Here is an 18,374-nt window from a genome sequence, read left to right on the forward strand (position 1 = left end):
GCGAAAGAGTCTCGCTCGCCTCAACCCAACGTGAGTGTGATCGCCGCGCCGTTCACGATGCGCGCCTCGTCCGAGGCCAGGAATGCAAGGACGGATGCGATCTCCTCGGGCGGAAGCCAGGTCGAGCGGTCCGCATCCGGCATCGAGGATCGGTTCGGGGGAGTGTCGATGATCGAAGGGAGGACCGCGTTCACCGTGATCCCGTGCCCGAGCCCTTCTCTTGCAAGGGTCTGGGTGAGGTTCAAAACAGCGGCTTTGGCGGCTCCGTAAGCGGAGAGCCCGGACTTTCCGCGGTCGATCGCCGGGAATGCGGAGACGTTCACGATTCGGCCCCAGCCGGCATTTTTCATCCCTGGGAAGACGGCGCGGGAGGTGAGGAATGCCGAGCTCGCGTTGATCTCCCACATCCTCTGCCAGCCTGCGGGCTCGGTGTCCTCGATCGGACTCGACGCGAAGCCTCCCGCGAGATTCAGGAGGACGTCGGGGCCGGACCCTTCGTCCTCCCGAAGCGCGGCGACAACCCGGTCCGCTCCCTCCGGATCCGCGAGGTTCACCTCCCGGTGGAGGCGCACGGCGTCAAGTCGATCGCCGAGAAATTGCGCTAAGGCGGTTTCGTCCTCGCCTTCGAAGAGGGGGACATGGACACTGGTCCCCTCCGCGAGAAAGCGCCGCACGACGTAGCGGCCGAGGTGTCCCGCCCCTCCGGTGACGAGGACGGTGCGCCGGGGTCGGTTCGAATGCATCTCGCGGGCTCTCTTCCGTCGGATCGCGGTGCGTGCCAGGTCGGTGGGGAGCGCCGCTTTTCGCGCCCTCGCGTCGTGCGATACCCTGGCCCCGCACGGGGGTGCCGGAGGGCTCGGGATCCGCCTTGCCCCTCCGGTCCGCGCCCGACTAAGTTCGGTGGCTTTCTCCGTGCGGGCGCCTCCCCCGCCCCCGCGCTCTCCGCACTCTCACGGAACACAGGAAGATGAGCGACTACGAACACGCCCGCGTCCCCGACTCGGGCGATCCCATCACCATCGAGGGCGGGAAGATCCGCGTTCCGGACCGGCCCATCCTCCCCTTCATCGAAGGAGACGGGATCGGTGCGGACATCTGGCGGGCGACCCGCCACGTCGTGGACGCGGCCGTGGAAAAGGCGTATGGCGGAGAGCGACAGATCGCATGGATGGAGATCTATGCGGGCGAGAAGGCGTTGGGGAAGACGGGGGAATGGCTTCCCGAGGAGACCTTCCAGGCGCTCCGCGACTTCAAGGTCGGGATCAAGGGACCCCTGACGACCCCGGTGGGTGGGGGGATTCGCTCCCTCAACGTCACCCTGCGAAAAGTCCTCGACCTCTACTCCTGCATCCGCCCGGTGCGATGGATCGAGGGCGTTCCCTCTCCGATGAAGGAACCGGGCAAGCTCGATGTCGTGATCTTTCGGGAAAATACGGAAGACGTGTACGCCGGGATCGAGTGGGAATCGGGGAGTGCCGAGGCCGAAAAAGTGCGGCGCTTCCTCGTCCACGAGATGGGTGCCCAGATCCGCGAAGGGAGCGGGATCGGGATCAAGCCGATCTCCCCCTTCGGGACGAAGCGTCACGTTGCCGCCGCGATCCGGTACGCACTCGATCGCAAGCGCCCACGGCTGACCCTCGTCCACAAGGGGAACATCATGAAGTTCACCGAGGGGGCCTTCTCGGACTGGGGATACGAAGTTGCCCGCGAGGAATTTTCGGACCGGACCGTTCCAGAGTCCGCGGTGTGGAGCGGAGAGGATCCGGCGGGCCGCGTCGTCATCGGCGACCGGATCGCGGACGCGATGTTCCAGCAGGTTTTGCTCCGCCCCGACGAGTACGACGTGCTCGTGACTCCAAACCTGAATGGCGACTATCTCTCCGATGCGTGCGCGGCTCAGGTCGGTGGGCTTGGGATGGCGCCGGGGGCGAACGTCGGGGACGAGGTCGCGGTTTTCGAAGCCACACACGGAACCGCACCGAAATACGCGGGGAAGGATATGGTCAATCCAGGATCCGTCATCCTCTCGGCGGTCATGATGCTCGAGCACATGGCGTGGGATGAAGCGGCACGGCTCATCAACAAGGGACTCGAGGGCGCGGTGAAGGCGAAGACCGTCACCTACGACCTCGAGCGCCAGATGAAGGGCGCGACGAAGGTCGGGACCTTCGGATTCGGCGAGGCGACAGTCCGGCACATGTAAGGTGCTTGCCCTCGCGCCGCGGGGATTCTCCCGCGTGCGCCCGCGTGCGGCGATGCGGCGTTACGAAGAGGCGAGCCAAACTGGGATGGGGCGGATTTCATGCGGGTGACACTCAACTTCGACGAACCTCTCGGTCTCGAGACCCCGCTCCTCGTCCTCCCCGTTTTTAAGGGCGAACACGCGCTCACGGGCGCGGCTGCCGCGGCGGATCGGCGACTCGGGGGGGCGTTCTCCCGTGCGCGCGGCGCGGGCGACTTCCGTGGCGACCCGGGCGACTCCCTTCTTTTTTACGGCGCGGAATCCGCGCAGGGCGGGCCCGGGCGCTTTCTCTTCGTGGGCGTCGGTGAGCGGGACGAGTTGGATGCCGAAGGGGTGCGCCAGCTCGCGGGGCGGGCCGTTCGGGGGGCGGAGTCCAGGTCGCTGACGAGCCTCGTCCTCCACCTTCCCTCGGAGCTGCCGGCGAGACCCGTGCTCGCCGTGCAGGTGGCCGCCGAGGGTGGGATTCTCGCGGCGTGGGACTACCGAGAACTCCGCTCCGGTCTCGGGGAGGAGGATCCGGTCTCGGAGGACCCCCGCCACCCCCTCGTGGACGCGCTTGTCCTCTCCACATCTGCCGAGCGCAAGGGGTCGGAGCGGGCCCTGAGCATCGGAGTGGCGTTCGCGGAGGGAGAAAATCTGGCGCGCCTCCTCCAGAACCGTCCGGGAAACGTCGCCACGCCGTCGCACCTCGCGGAAGTGGCCCTCGGCGTCGCGCGCGAATACGGGTTCACCTCGCATGTGCTGGGAAAAAAAGAGCTGGAAGACGAAGGGATGAGGGCGCTCCTCGCGGTCTCCGCCGGCTCGGAAGAAGAGCCGAGGCTGATCGTTCTGGAGCACCACGGCGGGGAAAAGGGGGACCCGCCGCTCGCGCTGGTGGGGAAGGGGATCACCTTCGATTCCGGCGGAATCTCCATCAAGCCCGGACTCGGGATGGAGGAAATGAAGTTCGACATGTCCGGCGCCGCGGCCGTTCTCGGCGCGATGCAGGCGATCGGCGCGCTCCGGCTTCCGCTGAACGTCGTCGCGGTCGTGCCGTCGGCGGAGAACCTCCTCTCGGGAAGGGCCACCAAACCGGGCGACATCGTGCGCGCCCGCAGCGGAAAGACGATCGAAATCATCAATACGGACGCGGAAGGACGGCTCGTCCTCGCCGACGCTCTTTCGTACGTGATCGAGCACTACGCGCCGAAAGTCGTCGTGGACTGCGCGACATTGACGGGAGCCTGCCTCATCGCCCTCGGAAACCACGCTTCCGCGGTTCTCGGCAACGACGAGGGCGTCATCGCGGAGCTCAGGGAGGCTGGAGCGCGGGCCGGAGAGCGGTGCTGGCCCCTTCCCCTCTGGAAGGAGTATCGAAAGCAGCTCGAGAGCACCGTCGCGGACCTGAAAAACGTCGGCGGGCGGGCTGCTGGCACGATTACGGCTGCCTGGTTTCTCGCCGAGTTCGTGGGGGAGACACCGTGGGCGCACCTCGACATCGCCGGCACCGCGTACGGGGACGTTCACGCTCCTTACCACCGGAAGGGCGGGTTCGGGCGTCCCACCCGGCTCCTCCTAGAGTGGTTACACGCGCGGGCGGGGTGAGGCAGGTGCTCTCCCGAATCCACCGAGTCCTAGGCGCGTTCCTCCCGGCGGCCCTTCTCCTGGCTACCATGGCGGCGCGAGGTGCGGCTGCGCAGGAACCCGTCCCTCCGGCCGCCGCTCCACCGGACTCCCTCGCCGCCGACGAGGTCCTCGAGGTCAGAAATCTTCCTTTCGCCGGGAGCCTCGCCCCCGCCGGGTGGAGCACCGGGATCTGGGAGTGGGACCGGGAAGGGCTCCAATCCACGCGGGCTCTCACCCTCCTCGAGCTCCTCGAAGAGATCACCGGTGTGATCGCGCTCCGCGGGGGAGACTTCGGCCAGCCTTCGTCCGCGACGGCGTTCGGCGTGGGCGGGGGACGCCTCCGCGTCTTCCTCGACGGAATCGAGCTCCCTCCTCTCCAGGGCGGCATCGTGGACCTCTCGAGGATGGGGCTCGGAGGGATCGACCGGGTGCGGGTGGAACGGAGACCGGGAGAGCTCAGGATCGAGCTCTATCCCCTTCACCTTTCGGATCCGCGTCCGTACTCCTTGCTCGAGGTCGGGACGGGAGACCTGAACACGAACCTCTTCCGAGGGACCTTCGCGCACCCGGACGCCCTCGGGGGGAGCGTGATGATCAGTCTCGACCGTGTGGATACGGAGGGACCACAGGCGCTGGAGCCGGGCGCCTCCTTCGGGGCCCACCTCCGCCACACGATCCACGTCGGGGAAAGGGGAGGACTCGCCTGGGAGCTCAGACGGATGACTTCCCGCCGTCCCGAGGCGCTCTGGTCTCCGCGGGGTGTCAACCGGACAGACCTGGCCCTGCATGGGCGCTTCGAGCCCTCTCCAGGACTGGTCCTGGCTGCATTCGCACAACGCTCCTCTCTGGGTGCGGACTACGGTCGGGGCGCGACACCTCCCGAGGTTCCGGAGGTGAACGAGGACCCGCGGACGCAGGCCGGACTTCGTGTCGCGGTGGAGCGCGAGTGGTGGTGGGGAGAGGCGGGAGGCTTCGCCGGGTGGGGACACGGGTGGATCGCGAACGGCCTCTCCGGACGGCTCGGCGGGCGGATCCCGGGCTGGGTGGGCGCGGAGGTTTCGTTCGATCGGGAGAGTTGGCGGGACGACGAGGCGGCGACGACAACGCACGCCCGTGGCTGGACGGAGCCCCTCCTGGGGTTTTCATTTTTCGGCGAAGTGGAGGACGGGCGTCGGGGGATTCCCCGCTGGATGCCCCCGGAGCTCGAGGAGATGCCCGGGGAGGAAGATCCGATGGAGGACAACCCGGTCGGAGAAGAACCGCCGGTGGCACCGTCGCCGCTCTCCTTTACCGAATGGCGAGGGGTCCGCGGGGGCGCCGAGTTCCGATGGAACGGGATCTTCCTCGGAGGGGCGGCCATGCGGATCGAGGCGGACTCGCTCCACCCGATGGGGACGGAAGCGGACCGGGAGGGACTCGTCCTTGCCGGCGGAGAGCGGACCGGATTCGAGGTCGCGGGAGAGCTCCCCCTCACCCCCCTCCTCGACGGGCTCGCGCTTGCCGGGAGCGTACAGATCTGGGACGACACGGAAAGCTGGCGGTACCTCCCGCGGCGAATCTACGAAGGTCGGCTTCGCTTCCACGACGTCTTCCTCGAGTCGGAAAACCTCGAGGTCTGGCTGGACGTGGGGGTGCGGGGGCGAGACCCGATGTTCGTTCCCTTCGAGGAGGCCGGGCCTCCCGGGATCCTCGCCGAAGTCCCCTTCGCCCAGAGCTGGTTCGGCCGGCTGCAGATCCGGATCGCCTCCGCCCGCATCTTCGTCCTCTGGGACAACTTCACCCTGCGGGAGAGCAACCAGGACTTCCCGGGCCGGCTCCTCCCCCCCACCCGGGCGCTTTACGGAGTCCGATGGACCTTGTGGAACTGAAGGGTCGGCCCGGTTAGCTTTCCTTTTCTATGCGCCGGGCGCCTCTTCGCAGCATGACCGGCTTTGGGGAGTCGGAACGGGACCTTTCGGGCACCAGGCTCTCGGTCCAGGTCCGCTCCGTGAACCACCGGTTCCTGAACGTTCAGTTCCGAACGCCTCCAGGGATGGAGCGCCACCAGGCCGCGCTCGAGCGGGCTCTTCGGGACCGTTTCGTGCGCGGACACGTGAACGTGAGCATCGGGCTGGAGCGGCCGGGGTCGAGCGGGGTGGCGGTCGCGGTGGACGTGGAGCGGGCGCGCGGTTATGTGCAGGCGCTTCGCGGCCTGCAGGAGGAACTTGGGCTGGAGGGTCGGATCGAAGTCGGACTCCTTCCCTGGTTCCGGGACGTCTTTCGGGAGGCGGAGGGAATAGACGCCGTCGAAGAAGTCGCCGAGGCGGAGCTCGTGGCGGCACTTTCCGAGGCAGCGGCGCGGGCCGCGGAAATGCGGGAAGCGGAGGGTGCTCGTCTCGCGGAGGATCTCGAGGCGCGCCTCGACGCGATGGAGGGTGTGGTCGTGCGCATTGCGGAGCGGGCACCGACGCGCCTCGTCACGGAGCGCGATCGCCTGCGCGGGGCGATTCAGGAGCTTCTCGGGGCCGACCTACAGGTGGACGAAGAGAGAATCGCTCGTGAGGTCGCGCATCTCGCCGAGCGCTGGGACATCCACGAGGAGATCGTCCGCTTTCGGGCTCACCTCGCGATGTTTCGCGATACGATCCGGACGGGAGACCCCGCCGGGATCGGGAAGAGGCTCGGGTTCATCGCGCAGGAGATTCTCCGCGAGGCGAACACGATGGGCTCCAAGGCGAACGACGCGGAGATCGCGGAGCGGGTGGTCGTGCTGAAGGAGGAGATCGAGCGGCTCAGAGAGCAACTGGAGAACGTGGAGTGACGACGGGTCTCCCGGCACGGCCGGCGCCGCTGGTGCTGGCGGCCCCGAGTGGAACCGGGAAGACCACGATCGCGCACGCCCTCGTCGAGGGCTCGGTGGATTTCGTCTTCTCGATCTCGGTCACGACACGTCCGGCGCGGAAAGGGGAGAGGGACGGGGTAGACTACGAGTTCGTGGGCCGGGAAACATTTCTGCGTCTGGCCGAAGGCGGGGAGCTCGTCGAGTGGGCGGAAGTCCACGGAAACCTCTACGGGACGCGGCGGCGCGTCGTGGAAGAGGCGAGGGACCGAGGAAAACATCCGGTCCTCGACATCGATGTCCAGGGAGCTCGGCAGATCAAGGAGCGGATTCCGGAGGCCGTCCTCGTCTTCGTCTTTCCTCCTTCGGGAGAAGTGTTGCGGAGCCGGCTGACGAGGAGGGGCACGGAGGATCCGGCCGAAGTGCGGCGTCGGCTACAGACGGCCCATCGCGAGATGGAGGAGGTCGTTCGCTTCGATTATATCGTGGTGAACGAGACGCTCGAGAGCGCGGTGGCGCGGGTGCGGGAGATCGTCACCTCGGAAGGGCACAGGGTTTCGAGGATGTTGGGTCTCGAGGGAGAAGTGGCACGGATCCGTGACGACATCGAGCGGATCCTGGCGGACGCCTGAACGACACCGCGGAGCGCGGCGCTCCGTTGCGGGTACACGAACCAATGTTGTGGAAATTACGAGAAGAGGAGCGCACGAACGATGATCGTCTTCACGCCCGACCAGATGGCCGAACACACCGGAAGTAAATACCTCGGCGTGCTCGTGGCCGCGAAATATGCCCGGGAGCTCAACTCGCTTCCGCGCGATCTCAAGCCCCTCGGCGAAGAGGAGAAGCTTTCGACCCGGTCGCTCGGAGCCCTCACTTCCGGGCAGATCGAGTTCCGCCTCGTGGGACGGCGCCGCGTCGAGGAGTAGTCGTGTGGCAAGCCGGTCCCTGAGTCCCCGCCCTCCCTGGGCGGGACGGAAGGTCGTTCTCGGAGTGACCGGAGGGATCGCGGCGTACAAGGCAGTGCAGGTGGCCCGGGACCTGACGCGCTTGGGCGCGGCCGTGGACACCGTCCTCTCTCACTCGGCCCGCTCCTTCGTCGGGCCACTCAGCTTCTCCGGGGTGACGGGCCGCGAGGTTCACACCGACCTCCTTTCCGGAAGCGGGGCCGCCCTCCATCTCCGGATTGCCGCAGAGGCCGACCTGGTTCTCGTCGCCCCCGCGACCGCGGACCTCATCGCCCGGGCCGCACAAGGGCGCGCGAACGACCTCCTCGCTTCGGTCCTTCTCGCCACAAGGGCCCCGGTTCTGCTCGCTCCCGCGATGAACGACCGGATGTACTCCCATCCGCAGACCCAGCGAAACGTCGCACACTGCCGGGACGTCCTTGGTTATGGGATCGCCGGTCCAGCGGTGGGCGCTCTCGCCGTGGGAGAAGGGGAAGGACCGGGCAGAATGCTGGAACCCGAGGAGATCGTGGACTTCGCCGGCCGGGTCCTCGGGAACGATCCGCTTTTCGCCGCTCGTCACGTGATGGTCACGGCGGGGCCCACGCGGGAAGCGATCGATCCGGTGCGGTACGTCGGGAATCGTTCCTCGGGGCGGATGGGGTTCGCACTCGCGCGCGAGGCCTGGCTCCGTGGGGCCCAGGTCACGCTCGTGTCCGGGCCGAGCCAACTCCCCGACCCGGCCGGTGTCCGGACCCTCCGCGTCGAGAGCGCCGCGGAGATGCTCGAAGAGGCGCGGGCGGCGGTCCCGACGGCGGACGTCCTGATCTTCGCCGCAGCGGTCGCCGACTTCCGGCCGAGCACTCGCTCGGCCGAGAAGTGGAAACGGTCCGAGGCGGGACCGACTCCCACGATCTCCCTCGCCGAAAACCCGGACGTGGCGCTCGAAACGCTCCCCCTGCGGCGAAAAGGAGCGATCGCTGTCGGATTCGCCCTCGAAACGGGCAAACTGGTCGAGCGTGCACAGGCGAAGCTCCAGGCGAAGGACTTCGACCTCATCGTCGCAAACGACCCCGAGGAGGAGGGCGCCGGATTCGAGGTGGCGACCAACCGTGCGACCATTCTCGATCGCGAGGGCGGAGAAGAGGCCCTTCCACTTCTGTCCAAGGACGAGGTGGCCCTGCGCGTCCTCGACCGAGTGCGAGAGCGCATCGCCAGAAGGGAAGGGCACCGCGGCGCAGGATCGCGGACGTGAGCCGGGGTGCCCCGGATCCCGCGGAAGTCGCAAGGCTCATCCGGCAACGAGAGGAGCTCGGAGCCGGACCGCTCGTCCTCCAGGGAATGACGCGGGAGGAGGCTCTTGCCTCGACGCGAAGGAGGTCGGCGGCCGCCACGCCGCGTCCGAGCGACCGGGGGAGTGTGCGGGCGCCCCTTCCGGTCACCGGCACCGACGTGCCGGAGGGCTATGACGAGCTGAAGGCGGCGGCTCTCGCTTGCACCCGGTGCCGACTCGCACCTGGAAGGACGCAGGTCGTCTTTTCCGACGGAAATCCCGAGGGACGCCTCATGGTCGTCGGCGAAGCGCCGGGGGCCCAGGAGGATCGGACGGGGCTTCCCTTCGTCGGTCCGGCGGGAAAGCTCCTCGACCTTCTCCTCGCGACGATCGGCCTTTCGCGGGAAGCCTCGGTCTATATCTGCAACGTGATCAAGTGCCGGCCGCCGGAGAACCGGAATCCGAGGCCCGACGAGATTGACGCCTGCGCACCCTACCTCCGCCGCCAGATCGAGTTGGTGAAGCCGGAGGCGATCCTTGCGGTGGGCACCTTCGCGGGGCAGCTCCTTTCCGGATCCGATCGTCCTCTGGGAAAGCTCCGCGGGGAGGTGTACAGTTACGAGGGAATCCCGGTCGTGGTGACTTACCACCCCGCGGCGCTCCTCCGGAACTCCGGGTGGATCCGCCCGACTTGGGACGACTTTCAGCTCCTTTGTAAACTCCTCGACTCGACGCCGACGTCCCGGCCGACGTGAACCCGACTACCTCTCCTCCGGCCTCCGAGCCCCGCGCACCGCCCCGGTACGACCGGGATCCGCCCTATTCGATGGAAGCGGAGGTGTCGGTGCTGGGAGGGCTGCTCATCGACGCCGAATCCATCGCGAAGGTCCAGGACCTACTCGACGACTCGATGTTCTTTCGCGAGCAGCACCGCATCCTTTTCCGGGTGATGCGCCAGCTCCAGGAGCGTCGGACCGCGATCGACGTCGTCACGGTGGGAGACCTCCTCCGGAGCTCGGGTGAGCTCGACCGCGCCGGCGGGATGGAGTTTCTGGCCGAGCTCCTGGACGCCGTCCCCACGGCGGCGAACATCCAGTACCACGCGCGAATCGTCCGCGACAAGGCGCTTCTGCGGCGCCTCGTGGACGCCTCGACTCGGATCATCCAGGACGTCTACGAGCCGGGAGACCGCTCTGTGGACGAGGTCGTGGACGAGTCGGAGCGCCGCATCTTCCAGGTCGCGGAGAGCCACGACCGGGGTGGATTCGTCTGGATCAAGGATCTGCTCTGGGATGCTTTCGAAAACATCGAGCGGCTCCAGGCGAACAAGGGTGGCCTGACCGGCGTCCCCTCCGGATTCCCGCGGCTCGACTACATGACGACGGGGTTCCAGAGGGGCGACCTCGTCATCGTGGCGGGGCGCCCCTCGATGGGAAAGACCTCCTGGGTGTTGAACGTCGCCCAGAACGCGGCGATCGATCACCAGGTCCCCGTCGCGATTTTTTCGCTCGAGATGTCGAAGGAACAACTCGTCCAACGCCTCCTCTGTTCGGAGGCGCGCGTGGACGCGCAGAAGCTCCGCACCGGGCGACTCTCCCCGTCGGATTACCAGCGAATCGGAACGGCGGGTGCGAAGCTCAACACCGCACCGATCTGGATCGACGATTCGCCCGGAGGGACGGTCCTAGACATGCGCGCGAAGGCACGGAGGCTCAAGGCCGACGCCGGGCTCGGGATGCTCGTCGTGGACTACCTCCAGCTCATGGCGGGATCGGGGAGGGTCGAAAGCCGCCAGCAGGAGGTCAGTCAGATCTCGCGCGGGCTCAAGTCGCTCGCGCGGGAGTTGGAGGTGCCGGTCCTCGCTCTCTCCCAACTTTCGCGCGGCCCGGAGCAGAGGACCGAGCATCGCCCCCAGCTTTCGGACCTGCGCGACTCCGGGTCCATCGAGCAGGATGCCGATATCGTCATGTTCCTGTACCGCCCCGAGTACTACAGTTCGTCCGCGACCGATGATGAGGGGAAGTCGATCCTCGGGAAGGCCGAGCTCATCGTCGGGAAGCAGAGGAACGGACCCACTGGCACCGTGGACCTTTATTTCCACCACACCTACACGCGCTTCGACGAGCTGACGGAGGATTCCCCCGAGGCGGGCGCCGCGGTCGGGGGCGGAAGCCGGGGCGGGCCCGAGGACGTGCCCTTCTGAGCGGGGAGGGGGGGCGAGGGGGCACGGCGGGCGTGGGGGGAGGGCGTCCCATGGTCGGAGTCTGCCTTCCCGCCGCGGGGTCGGGGGAGCGGATGGGCGGCGCCCGGAAACCCTTCCTCGAATTGGACGGTGCCCCGCTCCTCCTGCATGCGCTTCGCCCCTTCCTCGCGCATCCTGACGTTGCATGCTTGGTCGTCGCGCTCGCGCGCGAGGACGCCGACGCCCCCCCGCTCTGGCTTCGAGAACTCGAGCCGCGAGTCCGCGTGGTCGCGGGAGGGGCGACGCGCACCGAGTCCGTATTCGCTGCGCTCGAGGCGCTCCCGGAAGAGGTCGAGATCGTGCTGGTGCATGATGCGGCTCGCCCGCTCGTCACGCGGGACCTCGTGGATCGGTGCATTCGCGGGGTCGGAGAAGGGGTGGGTGCGGTCGTCGGAGTTCGGGTGAGCGACACGTTGAAGGAAGTGGAGGAAGTGGAGGAAGGCGATTGGATTACGGGGACTCCGGACCGAAGTGGATTTTGGCACGCGCAAACCCCGCAGGGATTCCCGAAGAGGCCCCTCCTCGACGCCTACAGGGGTGCTCGACGGGAGGGTGCGGAGGCGACCGATGACGCTGCCCTTTTCGCGCGGGCCGGCGGCCGCGTGCGGATGGTGGAGGGATCGAGATGGAACTTGAAGGTTACCGTGCCGGAGGACCTCGAGATCGCAAGAGTTCTTCTCGCGCGGCGCGATCCCGGGCGGGAAGGTCCATGACCTCCGGGCGGCCCGGCGGCAAGGTGAACAAGCCTCTGCTTCGGTCCTGGCCGGTCGCGGGAAGAGGCGCGGAATCGAGCGAGGTCGAGCGGATCGGGGACCACCTCGCCGGCGGCGGCCTCCTCGCGTACCCGACGGAGACCTCTTACGGGCTCGGAGCGGCCGCGACCGAGGGCGGGGTCGAAGCAGTTCGACGACTGAAGGGGCGGGCGGCAGACGCACCCTTTCTCGTCCTTCTCCCCAGCGGGGGCGATCCCGTGGATGCTCCCAAACGGTGGGGTCTCGCCCTTCCCGACGCCGCCCGAAATGCCGCCGCGGGCCTTTGGCCAGGACCGCTCACGATGGTACTTTTCGACCGGGAGGCACGTTTTCCCCCGGGGATCCGCAGCGCGTCAGCAGGGGTCGCCGTGCGGGTGAGCTCGCACCCCTTCGTCGAGGCACTCATGGCGCTCTGGGACCGTCCCCTCATCTCGACGAGCGCGAATCGGTCGGGTTCCCAGCCAACCCGCTCCGCCAGGGAGATCGTGGCGGCCTTCGAGGGTCTTCCAATGTCGGAGGAGCTCTGGATCGTGGACGCGGGAATGTTGACGGCATCCCTCCCATCGACCGTCGTGGACTTCACCCTTCCACGCCCCCGCGTCCTTCGGGAGGGCGCCCTGACCTTCGCGGAGCTCTTCCGACGCGTTCCCGAACTCGACCGATGAAAGACGCGGATCGGCCCCACCCGGACCCGAAGAGGCCACCTTCACACCAAGGGGAGGCGGGTGAGGCTTTTCGACTCCTCTTCGTCTGCACGGGAAACACGTGCCGGAGTCCTCTCGCGGAGGCGCTGACCCAACGCGCGCTGGTCCGGCTCGGGTGGAGGCAAGTCGAAGTGCGCTCCGCCGGAGTCTTAGCCACCGTGGGCGCTCCGGCGAGTGAGGGGTCACTTCGGGCGGGGGCGCGGCACGGGCTCGACCTTTCAACGCACCGAAGCGTGCAGGTGACCGAGGAGCTCGTGGCCTGGGCAGACCTCATCCTCACGATGTCCGCTTCGCACCTCCTCGCCGTCAGTGCGTACGGAGGAGAGGAGCGCGCCTCCGTCATCACAGACTTCGTCGGCGGCGACGCGGAGGGGCGGGGGATCGGCGTCGTCGATCCGCACGGCGGAGACGATGCCCTATACGAAGAGACGCTCATCGAGATCGAGGGGCTTGTGGACCACGCGCTAACGAAACTCGCTCCGCTCGTGGCCCCATGATTGGCGCGTCCACACGCCTGGTGGCGCTCCTCGGGAATCCCGTGTCCCATTCCCTGTCGCCTCGAATCCAGAATGCGGCCTTCCGTGCGCTCTCGGTTGATGGGGTGTACGTCGCACTCCGCTGTGAAGAATCCGACGTCCCCGGGCTCGTGCGCGGAATCGCGCGGGCCGGGGGCGCCGGAAACATCACCCTCCCGCACAAGGAGATCGCGGCTCGCACGGTGGACCACCCGAGCGAGCTCGTGCGGCGTACCGGGGCGTGCAACACCTTCTGGCTCGAGAACGGTCTCGTGCACGGGGAGAACACCGACGTGGCCGGATTTCGCGGAGCGGTCGAGGCGCTGATCGGGCGTTCGGCGAAGGGACTTCGGGTCCTGCTTCTCGGCGCGGGCGGGTCCGCGCGCGGGGCCCTCGAGGGACTTCTCGCCGACGGCGTGGGGGAGGCGTGGGTCTGGAATCGCACCCCCGATCGTGCGCGGGCTCTCGTCGCAGTCGCGAATGACCCCCGTGTTTCGGCGCTCGACTCTCTCGGTGCGATGGCGGGGGAGCCCCTCGACCTCATCGTGAACGCGACATCGCTCGGGCTCCGGGATTCGGATTCGCTTCCGATCGACCTTTCGGAGGTCGCGGAGCCGGGCGCCCTCCTCGATCTCGTGTATCGTCCGGCGGAGACGCCGCTCGTTCGATTCGCCCGCACGCTCGGAATCCCCGCCGCGGACGGTGGAGAGATGCTTGTGAGGCAAGGGGCGGAAGCATTCCGGCTCTGGTGGGGCCACCCTGCTCCCCTCCAGGTCATGCAGGAGGCGATGGCGGGGTCCAGGACCGCCGGCGCCGGGGCTGCGGGCGGTTGACCTTGGGAGTCCTCGCCGAGTGGGGAGAACCTCTCCTCGACTTCCTCCTCCCGCCGGCCTGCGCGGGGTGTCGAAACACGCTGGCGGCCGCGCCGGGGCCGCGGGATTCCAGCGGCGGGGGCCGCGAAAGGCCCCGGATCTGTCCGCGGTGCCTGACCCGTCTGCGGGCACCTCCCCACCCGCAATGCCCCCGGTGCGCCGCGCCGCGGGGCACCGGACTGCCGGAGGATCGCCCCTGCACCGAGTGTCGGGATTGGCCCCCCATTCTCAGGTCGGCGCGTTCGGTCGCCCTGCTCGTCGATCCGGCGGACGCCCTGGTCCACGCCCTCAAGTACGGGGGGTGGCCCGAGTTGGGAGAGGAGCTCGCGAGACGCATGGCGCACGTGCCGCTCCCTGGTCTGCCCGACCTCGCTGGGGTCCCCATCGTTCCCGTGCCGACCACGCTCCGGCGGCTCCGTGATCGCGGGTACAATCAGGCCGGCGTCCTGGCCGCGACAGTCGCTCGGGCGACCGGGGGAATCCTCCTGGAAGCCCTCTCCCGCATGGAAGGTGGAGAGAGCCAGGTCGCCTTGCACCCCGACGAACGCCGGGCTAACGTCAAGGGAGCGTTTCTCCTGCGGGACTCGTCGGCCGCGGAAATCCGGGGCCGGGACATCCTCCTCGTGGACGACGTCCTCACGACGGGCGCGACTGCCGTAGCCGCGGCGGAGACGCTGGGCGCCGGGGGCGCGCGAAGCGTCACTCTTCTCACCTTTGCCCGGGCGCTTCCGGGCTGAACTTCGAAATCACGCGCCCGCCCGACCCGGCTTCGGACGCGCGGGGCGCGGCGGAAGGAGACAATCGGATGTCCATTCGCGTGGCCATCAACGGGTTCGGACGAATCGGCCGGCTCGTCCTCAGGTCGTCCCTCGGCGAAGGGAGCGACGATCTCGACTTCGTCGCGGTGAACGACCTCACGGACAACGCCACGCTGGCCCACCTCTTCAAGTACGACTCGGTCCACCGGACCTATCCCGGATCGGTCGAGCCGACCGGGAAGGGGATTCGGGTGGACGGAAAGGAAATCCTGGTCTTCGCGGAAAAAGACCCCGCGAAGCTTCCTTGGGGCGACCTCGGTGTGGATGTCGTCGTCGAGGCGACGGGGCGCTTTACGAAGCGGAACGACGCGGCGAAGCACCTCGAAGCGGGTGCGCGAAAAGTCCTCATCTCCGCTCCGGCGAAAGAAGAGGACATCACGATCGTCCTCGGAGTGAATGAAGGGAAATACGATCCCGAGCGGCACGACATCATCTCGAACGCGTCGTGCACGACGAACTGCCTCGCGCCGGTGGTGAAAGTCCTCGTGGACGGCCTCGGCTTCGAGCGCGGCCTTATGACGACCATCCACTCTTACACGAACGACCAGGCCATCCTCGACACGCCCCACAAGGACCTTCGCCGCGCGCGCGCGGCCGCGATGTCCATGATTCCGACGACCACGGGGGCGGCGCGTGCGACTTCGCTGGTCCTTCCCGAAGTGAAAGGGAAGTTGGACGGGATGGCGATCCGCGTTCCGACCCCCGATGTCTCCCTCGTGGACCTGACCGCGGTCGTCTCCCGCGACACTTCGGTGGACGAGGTGAATGATGTGTTCCGGGAGGCATCCGCCGGTCCGCTCAAGGGAATCCTCGAGGTGGTGGAAGGGCCGCTCGTCTCGGTGGACTTCACGGGGAGCTCGGCCTCGTCCGTGGTGGATCTTCTCTCCACCGCGGTCATCGAAAACCGGCTCGTGAAGGTTCTCTCGTGGTACGACAACGAGTGGGGGTACTCCTGCCGCGTGCGCGACGTGGTGCGCTATGTGGGAAAACGACTTCCGTCGGTCGCCAAGGGGTAAGCGCCCCGTGTCGCGCACCCGGACACTCGCCGATCTCGCGGAGGGAGAGCTTCGGGGAAGGCGCGTCCTGGTCCGTGCCGACTACAATGTTCCTCTGAAGGATTCGGGAGAAATCGCGGATCCGAGCCGCGTGGACGCCACACTCCCGACGCTCGCCCTCCTTCGAACCAGGGGGGCGCGTACGATCCTGGCCTCGCATCTGGGACGCCCCGACGGCACCCGCGATCCCTCCGCCTCGCTCGCACCCGTGGCCCGCCTCCTCTCCGAGCGTCTCGGCACCGAGGTGCGCCTCGTGGATGGCGAACCCGGAAGCGAGGCGGTCCGGAGCGCCGTGGATCGGCTCGTCTCGGGCGAATGTCTTCTCCTCGAGAACGTCCGCTTCCACCCTGGTGAAACCAAGAACGATCCCGCGCTCGCCCGGGCCTTTGCGGGGCTTGCCGAAGGATTCGTAGGGGACGCGTTCGGGGCGGCGCACCGTGCCCATGCCTCGAACGTGGGGGCGGCCCGGATCATCCGGGAACGCGCGGGGCCGGCTGTGGCCGGCCTCCTCATGGCGCGCGAGCTGCATTACCTCCAGGAGGCCCTGCGAGAGCCCGCCAGGCCCTTCATCGCCATCCTCGGCGGCGCGAAGATCTCCGGGAAGATCGACCTCATCCGAGCGATCCTTCCCCGCGTTGACCGACTCCTCGTGGGCGGCGCGATGGCGAACACCTTTTTTCGCGCGCTCGGGCTGGACACTGGGGCTTCGCTCGTGGAAGATGACCGGGTCGCGATGGCCGCGGAGCTCCTCGACGAGGCCGGCGACAAACTGCTCCTCCCCGTGGACTGCACGGTCGCGAACCAGATCGAGGCGGGCGCGCCGGCCCGAAACGTGGACCGGACGGCGGTCGGTCCGGCGGATCGGATCGGCGACATCGGGCTCGACTCCCGCGAGATCTTCGCGGCCGAGGCCCGTGGCGCCGCGACCGTCCTCTGGAATGGTCCGATGGGGGTCTTCGAAACGCCCCCCTTCGACGGTGGGACCTTCGAGCTCGCCCGCGTTCTGGCGGAGGCGGCGGACCGGGGTGCGACGATCGTCGTCGGCGGAGGAGATTCGGCCGCGGCGGCGGCGGCGGCGGGAGTGGCCGACCGGATGACGCACATCTCGACTGGAGGGGGCGCGTCGCTGGACCTCCTCGCCGGACGGGAGCTCCCGGGAGTGGCGGTCCTCGACAGAGTGGAGAGCGAAGCGGCGGCTGTCGGTGAGGGAGGAGCGACTCGATGAGCAAGGTCGTGGCCGGCAATTGGAAGATGAATCACGGGCTGGCCGCGACCCGCGCGTACCTCGAATCCTTTCAGGGGGCGGAGGAGGTCTCCGGGGTCACCGTGATCCTCTTCCCGCCTGCGATTTCGCTCACGACGGCTCGTGCGGCCCTCGGGAACAACACGCGGGTCCGCTTCGGGATTCAGCACATCCACGGCGCCTCTTCGGGGGCATTCACGGGAGAGCTGTCCGCCGAAATGGCCGCGGAAGCTGGGGCGAGATACGCCCTCATCGGGCACTCCGAGAGGCGGCATCTCTTCCATGAGACCGAAGCCGAGACCGCGATACAAGTGGAGGCCACGCGACGTGTGGGGATGACTCCGGTGCTCTGTGTCGGAGAAACAGTGGAAGAGCGCCGTGCCGGAAAACTGGAGAAGGTTCTCGCGAGGCAGCTGAAAGGAGGAATCGGGAATCCCGCGGAGCTCGAGCGGATCACGGCCGGGGATGCCCTGATTCTCGCCTACGAGCCGGTCTGGGCGATCGGAACGGGGGAGACGGCCTCTCCCGGAGACGCCTCGGAGGCGCAGGGCTTCCTCCGAGAGCGACTCGGAGAGCTCGTGGGCGCCGAACGAGGCCGCCGGGTGCCCATCCTCTACGGCGGCTCGGTCAATCCGGGAAATGCGCTGGAGCTGTTGTCGGCGCAGGACGTGGACGGCGTACTCGTCGGAGGGGCGTCCCTCGAGCCGGATTCCTTTCTGAGCATCGTCCGGGCCGGCGCGGAGAGTTGACACCCCAAGCCTCCCCGGCGACCTTTTTCCGCTGGCCCAAGACCCAAACTCGCCTAGAGTCATGTACGGTTTTCTCCTCACCTTCCTCGTTCTCGACGGGATCTTCCTGATCCTGGTGATCCTCCTGCAATCCGGTAAGGGCGGGGGGCTCGCGGCCATGGGGGGCGGAGTGACGGCGGCGGAAGGGGTACTTGGAGGCCGCCAGGCGGCGACCTTCCTCACCCGGGCGAGCTGGGTCGCGGGTTCGGCCTTCATGGTCCTCTCGCTCGTGCTCGCGATCGTTTCGTCGCGCGGGCAGCAGCCGACCTCGATCCTCGAAGGCGGACTCGAGCCCACGACCGTGCCTTCTCCCGTGGTCCCCGGCATCCAGCCCGCGCCCGCCGAATCCGCTCCGGAAACGGGTGGGGAAGCACCGACCACACTTCCCTGATCCTCCGCGGGGAGGCCGGAATTCGGCGTCTCACGCGAAACTCGGCTCGAGCCTCACCGGGGCCGCCATTGGCGGTCGCGCTTCACCTTGCCAAGGTCTCCCGTCCGGT

General features: G+C 68.0%; 19 protein-coding genes. 18 read left to right on the top strand and 1 reads right to left on the bottom strand.

From position 1 onward, the window contains the following. Positions 1–20: 20 nt before the first annotated feature. Entirely contained in the window at positions 21–743 is a 723-nt protein-coding gene (locus WEG36_15820) for an SDR family NAD(P)-dependent oxidoreductase (protein MEX1259063.1), read from the bottom strand. A gap of 224 nt (positions 744–967) precedes the next feature. Between WEG36_15820 and icd the strand changes: the two genes are divergently transcribed. From icd to secG, 18 genes are all read left to right on the top strand, one after another. Then, entirely contained in the window at positions 968–2,203 is a 1,236-nt protein-coding gene (gene icd / locus WEG36_15825) for an isocitrate dehydrogenase (NADP(+)) (GenBank protein MEX1259064.1), read from the top strand. Positions 2,204–2,302: 99 nt separating this feature from the next. Then, on the top strand, positions 2,303–3,826 hold the full coding sequence (locus WEG36_15830; GenBank protein ID MEX1259065.1) for a leucyl aminopeptidase: 1,524 nt from the start codon (positions 2,303–2,305) through the stop codon (positions 3,824–3,826). A 5-nt stretch (positions 3,827–3,831) separates the two neighbouring features. Then, positions 3,832–5,715, top strand: a complete 1,884-nt coding sequence (locus WEG36_15835) for a TonB-dependent receptor plug domain-containing protein (GenBank protein ID MEX1259066.1) — start codon at positions 3,832–3,834, stop codon at positions 5,713–5,715. Positions 5,716–5,768: 53 nt separating this feature from the next. Next, positions 5,769–6,647, top strand: a complete 879-nt coding sequence (locus WEG36_15840) for a YicC/YloC family endoribonuclease (GenBank protein ID MEX1259067.1) — start codon at positions 5,769–5,771, stop codon at positions 6,645–6,647. Then, positions 6,644–7,297, top strand: a complete 654-nt coding sequence (gmk, locus tag WEG36_15845) for a guanylate kinase (GenBank protein ID MEX1259068.1) — start codon at positions 6,644–6,646, stop codon at positions 7,295–7,297. The genes WEG36_15840 and gmk overlap by 4 nt, the downstream gene beginning before the upstream one ends. Positions 7,298–7,378: 81 nt before the next feature. Then, positions 7,379–7,594, top strand: a complete 216-nt coding sequence (locus WEG36_15850; GenBank protein ID MEX1259069.1) for a hypothetical protein — start codon at positions 7,379–7,381, stop codon at positions 7,592–7,594. Between the two features lie 4 nt (positions 7,595–7,598). After that, positions 7,599–8,867 (top strand): bifunctional phosphopantothenoylcysteine decarboxylase/phosphopantothenate--cysteine ligase CoaBC, encoded by a 1,269-nt coding sequence (coaBC, locus tag WEG36_15855; protein MEX1259070.1) that lies wholly within the window; start codon positions 7,599–7,601, stop codon positions 8,865–8,867. After that, the gene (locus WEG36_15860; GenBank protein ID MEX1259071.1) at positions 8,864–9,640 is read left to right on the top strand and encodes a uracil-DNA glycosylase; all 777 of its coding nucleotides are present in this window, start codon (positions 8,864–8,866) and stop codon (positions 9,638–9,640) included. Before coaBC ends, WEG36_15860 begins: the two co-directional genes overlap by 4 nt. Then, positions 9,637–11,088, top strand: a complete 1,452-nt coding sequence (gene dnaB, locus WEG36_15865; protein ID MEX1259072.1) for a replicative DNA helicase — start codon at positions 9,637–9,639, stop codon at positions 11,086–11,088. The genes WEG36_15860 and dnaB overlap by 4 nt, the downstream gene beginning before the upstream one ends. 50 nt (positions 11,089–11,138) lie before the next feature. After that, positions 11,139–11,840, top strand: coding sequence for a 2-C-methyl-D-erythritol 4-phosphate cytidylyltransferase (ispD, locus tag WEG36_15870; GenBank protein ID MEX1259073.1), 702 nt, complete (start codon positions 11,139–11,141; stop codon positions 11,838–11,840). Further along, the gene (locus WEG36_15875; protein ID MEX1259074.1) at positions 11,837–12,544 is read left to right on the top strand and encodes an L-threonylcarbamoyladenylate synthase; all 708 of its coding nucleotides are present in this window, start codon (positions 11,837–11,839) and stop codon (positions 12,542–12,544) included. Before ispD ends, WEG36_15875 begins: the two co-directional genes overlap by 4 nt. Next, the gene (locus WEG36_15880) at positions 12,541–13,080 is read left to right on the top strand and encodes a low molecular weight protein arginine phosphatase (GenBank protein MEX1259075.1); all 540 of its coding nucleotides are present in this window, start codon (positions 12,541–12,543) and stop codon (positions 13,078–13,080) included. Before WEG36_15875 ends, WEG36_15880 begins: the two co-directional genes overlap by 4 nt. After that, on the top strand, positions 13,077–13,931 hold the full coding sequence (gene aroE, locus WEG36_15885; GenBank protein MEX1259076.1) for a shikimate dehydrogenase: 855 nt from the start codon (positions 13,077–13,079) through the stop codon (positions 13,929–13,931). The genes WEG36_15880 and aroE overlap by 4 nt, the downstream gene beginning before the upstream one ends. Positions 13,932–14,305: 374 nt before the next feature. Then, positions 14,306–14,707, top strand: a complete 402-nt coding sequence (locus tag WEG36_15890) for a phosphoribosyltransferase family protein (GenBank protein ID MEX1259077.1) — start codon at positions 14,306–14,308, stop codon at positions 14,705–14,707. A gap of 68 nt (positions 14,708–14,775) precedes the next feature. Then, on the top strand, positions 14,776–15,804 hold the full coding sequence (gene gap / locus WEG36_15895) for a type I glyceraldehyde-3-phosphate dehydrogenase (GenBank protein MEX1259078.1): 1,029 nt from the start codon (positions 14,776–14,778) through the stop codon (positions 15,802–15,804). 7 nt (positions 15,805–15,811) lie between these two features. Continuing rightward, positions 15,812–17,068: a phosphoglycerate kinase gene (locus WEG36_15900; GenBank protein MEX1259079.1), complete on the top strand. Its 1,257-nt coding sequence runs from the start codon at positions 15,812–15,814 to the stop codon at positions 17,066–17,068. After that, positions 17,065–17,835 carry a triose-phosphate isomerase gene (gene tpiA / locus WEG36_15905; GenBank protein MEX1259080.1) on the top strand — a complete coding sequence of 257 codons (771 nt, stop codon included), beginning with the start codon at positions 17,065–17,067 and terminating at the stop codon, positions 17,833–17,835. The genes WEG36_15900 and tpiA overlap by 4 nt, the downstream gene beginning before the upstream one ends. A gap of 61 nt (positions 17,836–17,896) precedes the next feature. Further along, positions 17,897–18,265 (top strand): preprotein translocase subunit SecG, encoded by a 369-nt coding sequence (gene secG / locus WEG36_15910; protein ID MEX1259081.1) that lies wholly within the window; start codon positions 17,897–17,899, stop codon positions 18,263–18,265. The last annotated feature ends 109 nt before the right edge of the window (positions 18,266–18,374 follow it).

The organism is Gemmatimonadota bacterium, assembly GCA_040882465.1.
Lineage (GTDB): Bacteria > Gemmatimonadota > Gemmatimonadetes > Longimicrobiales > Gaopeijiaceae > JBBEBG01.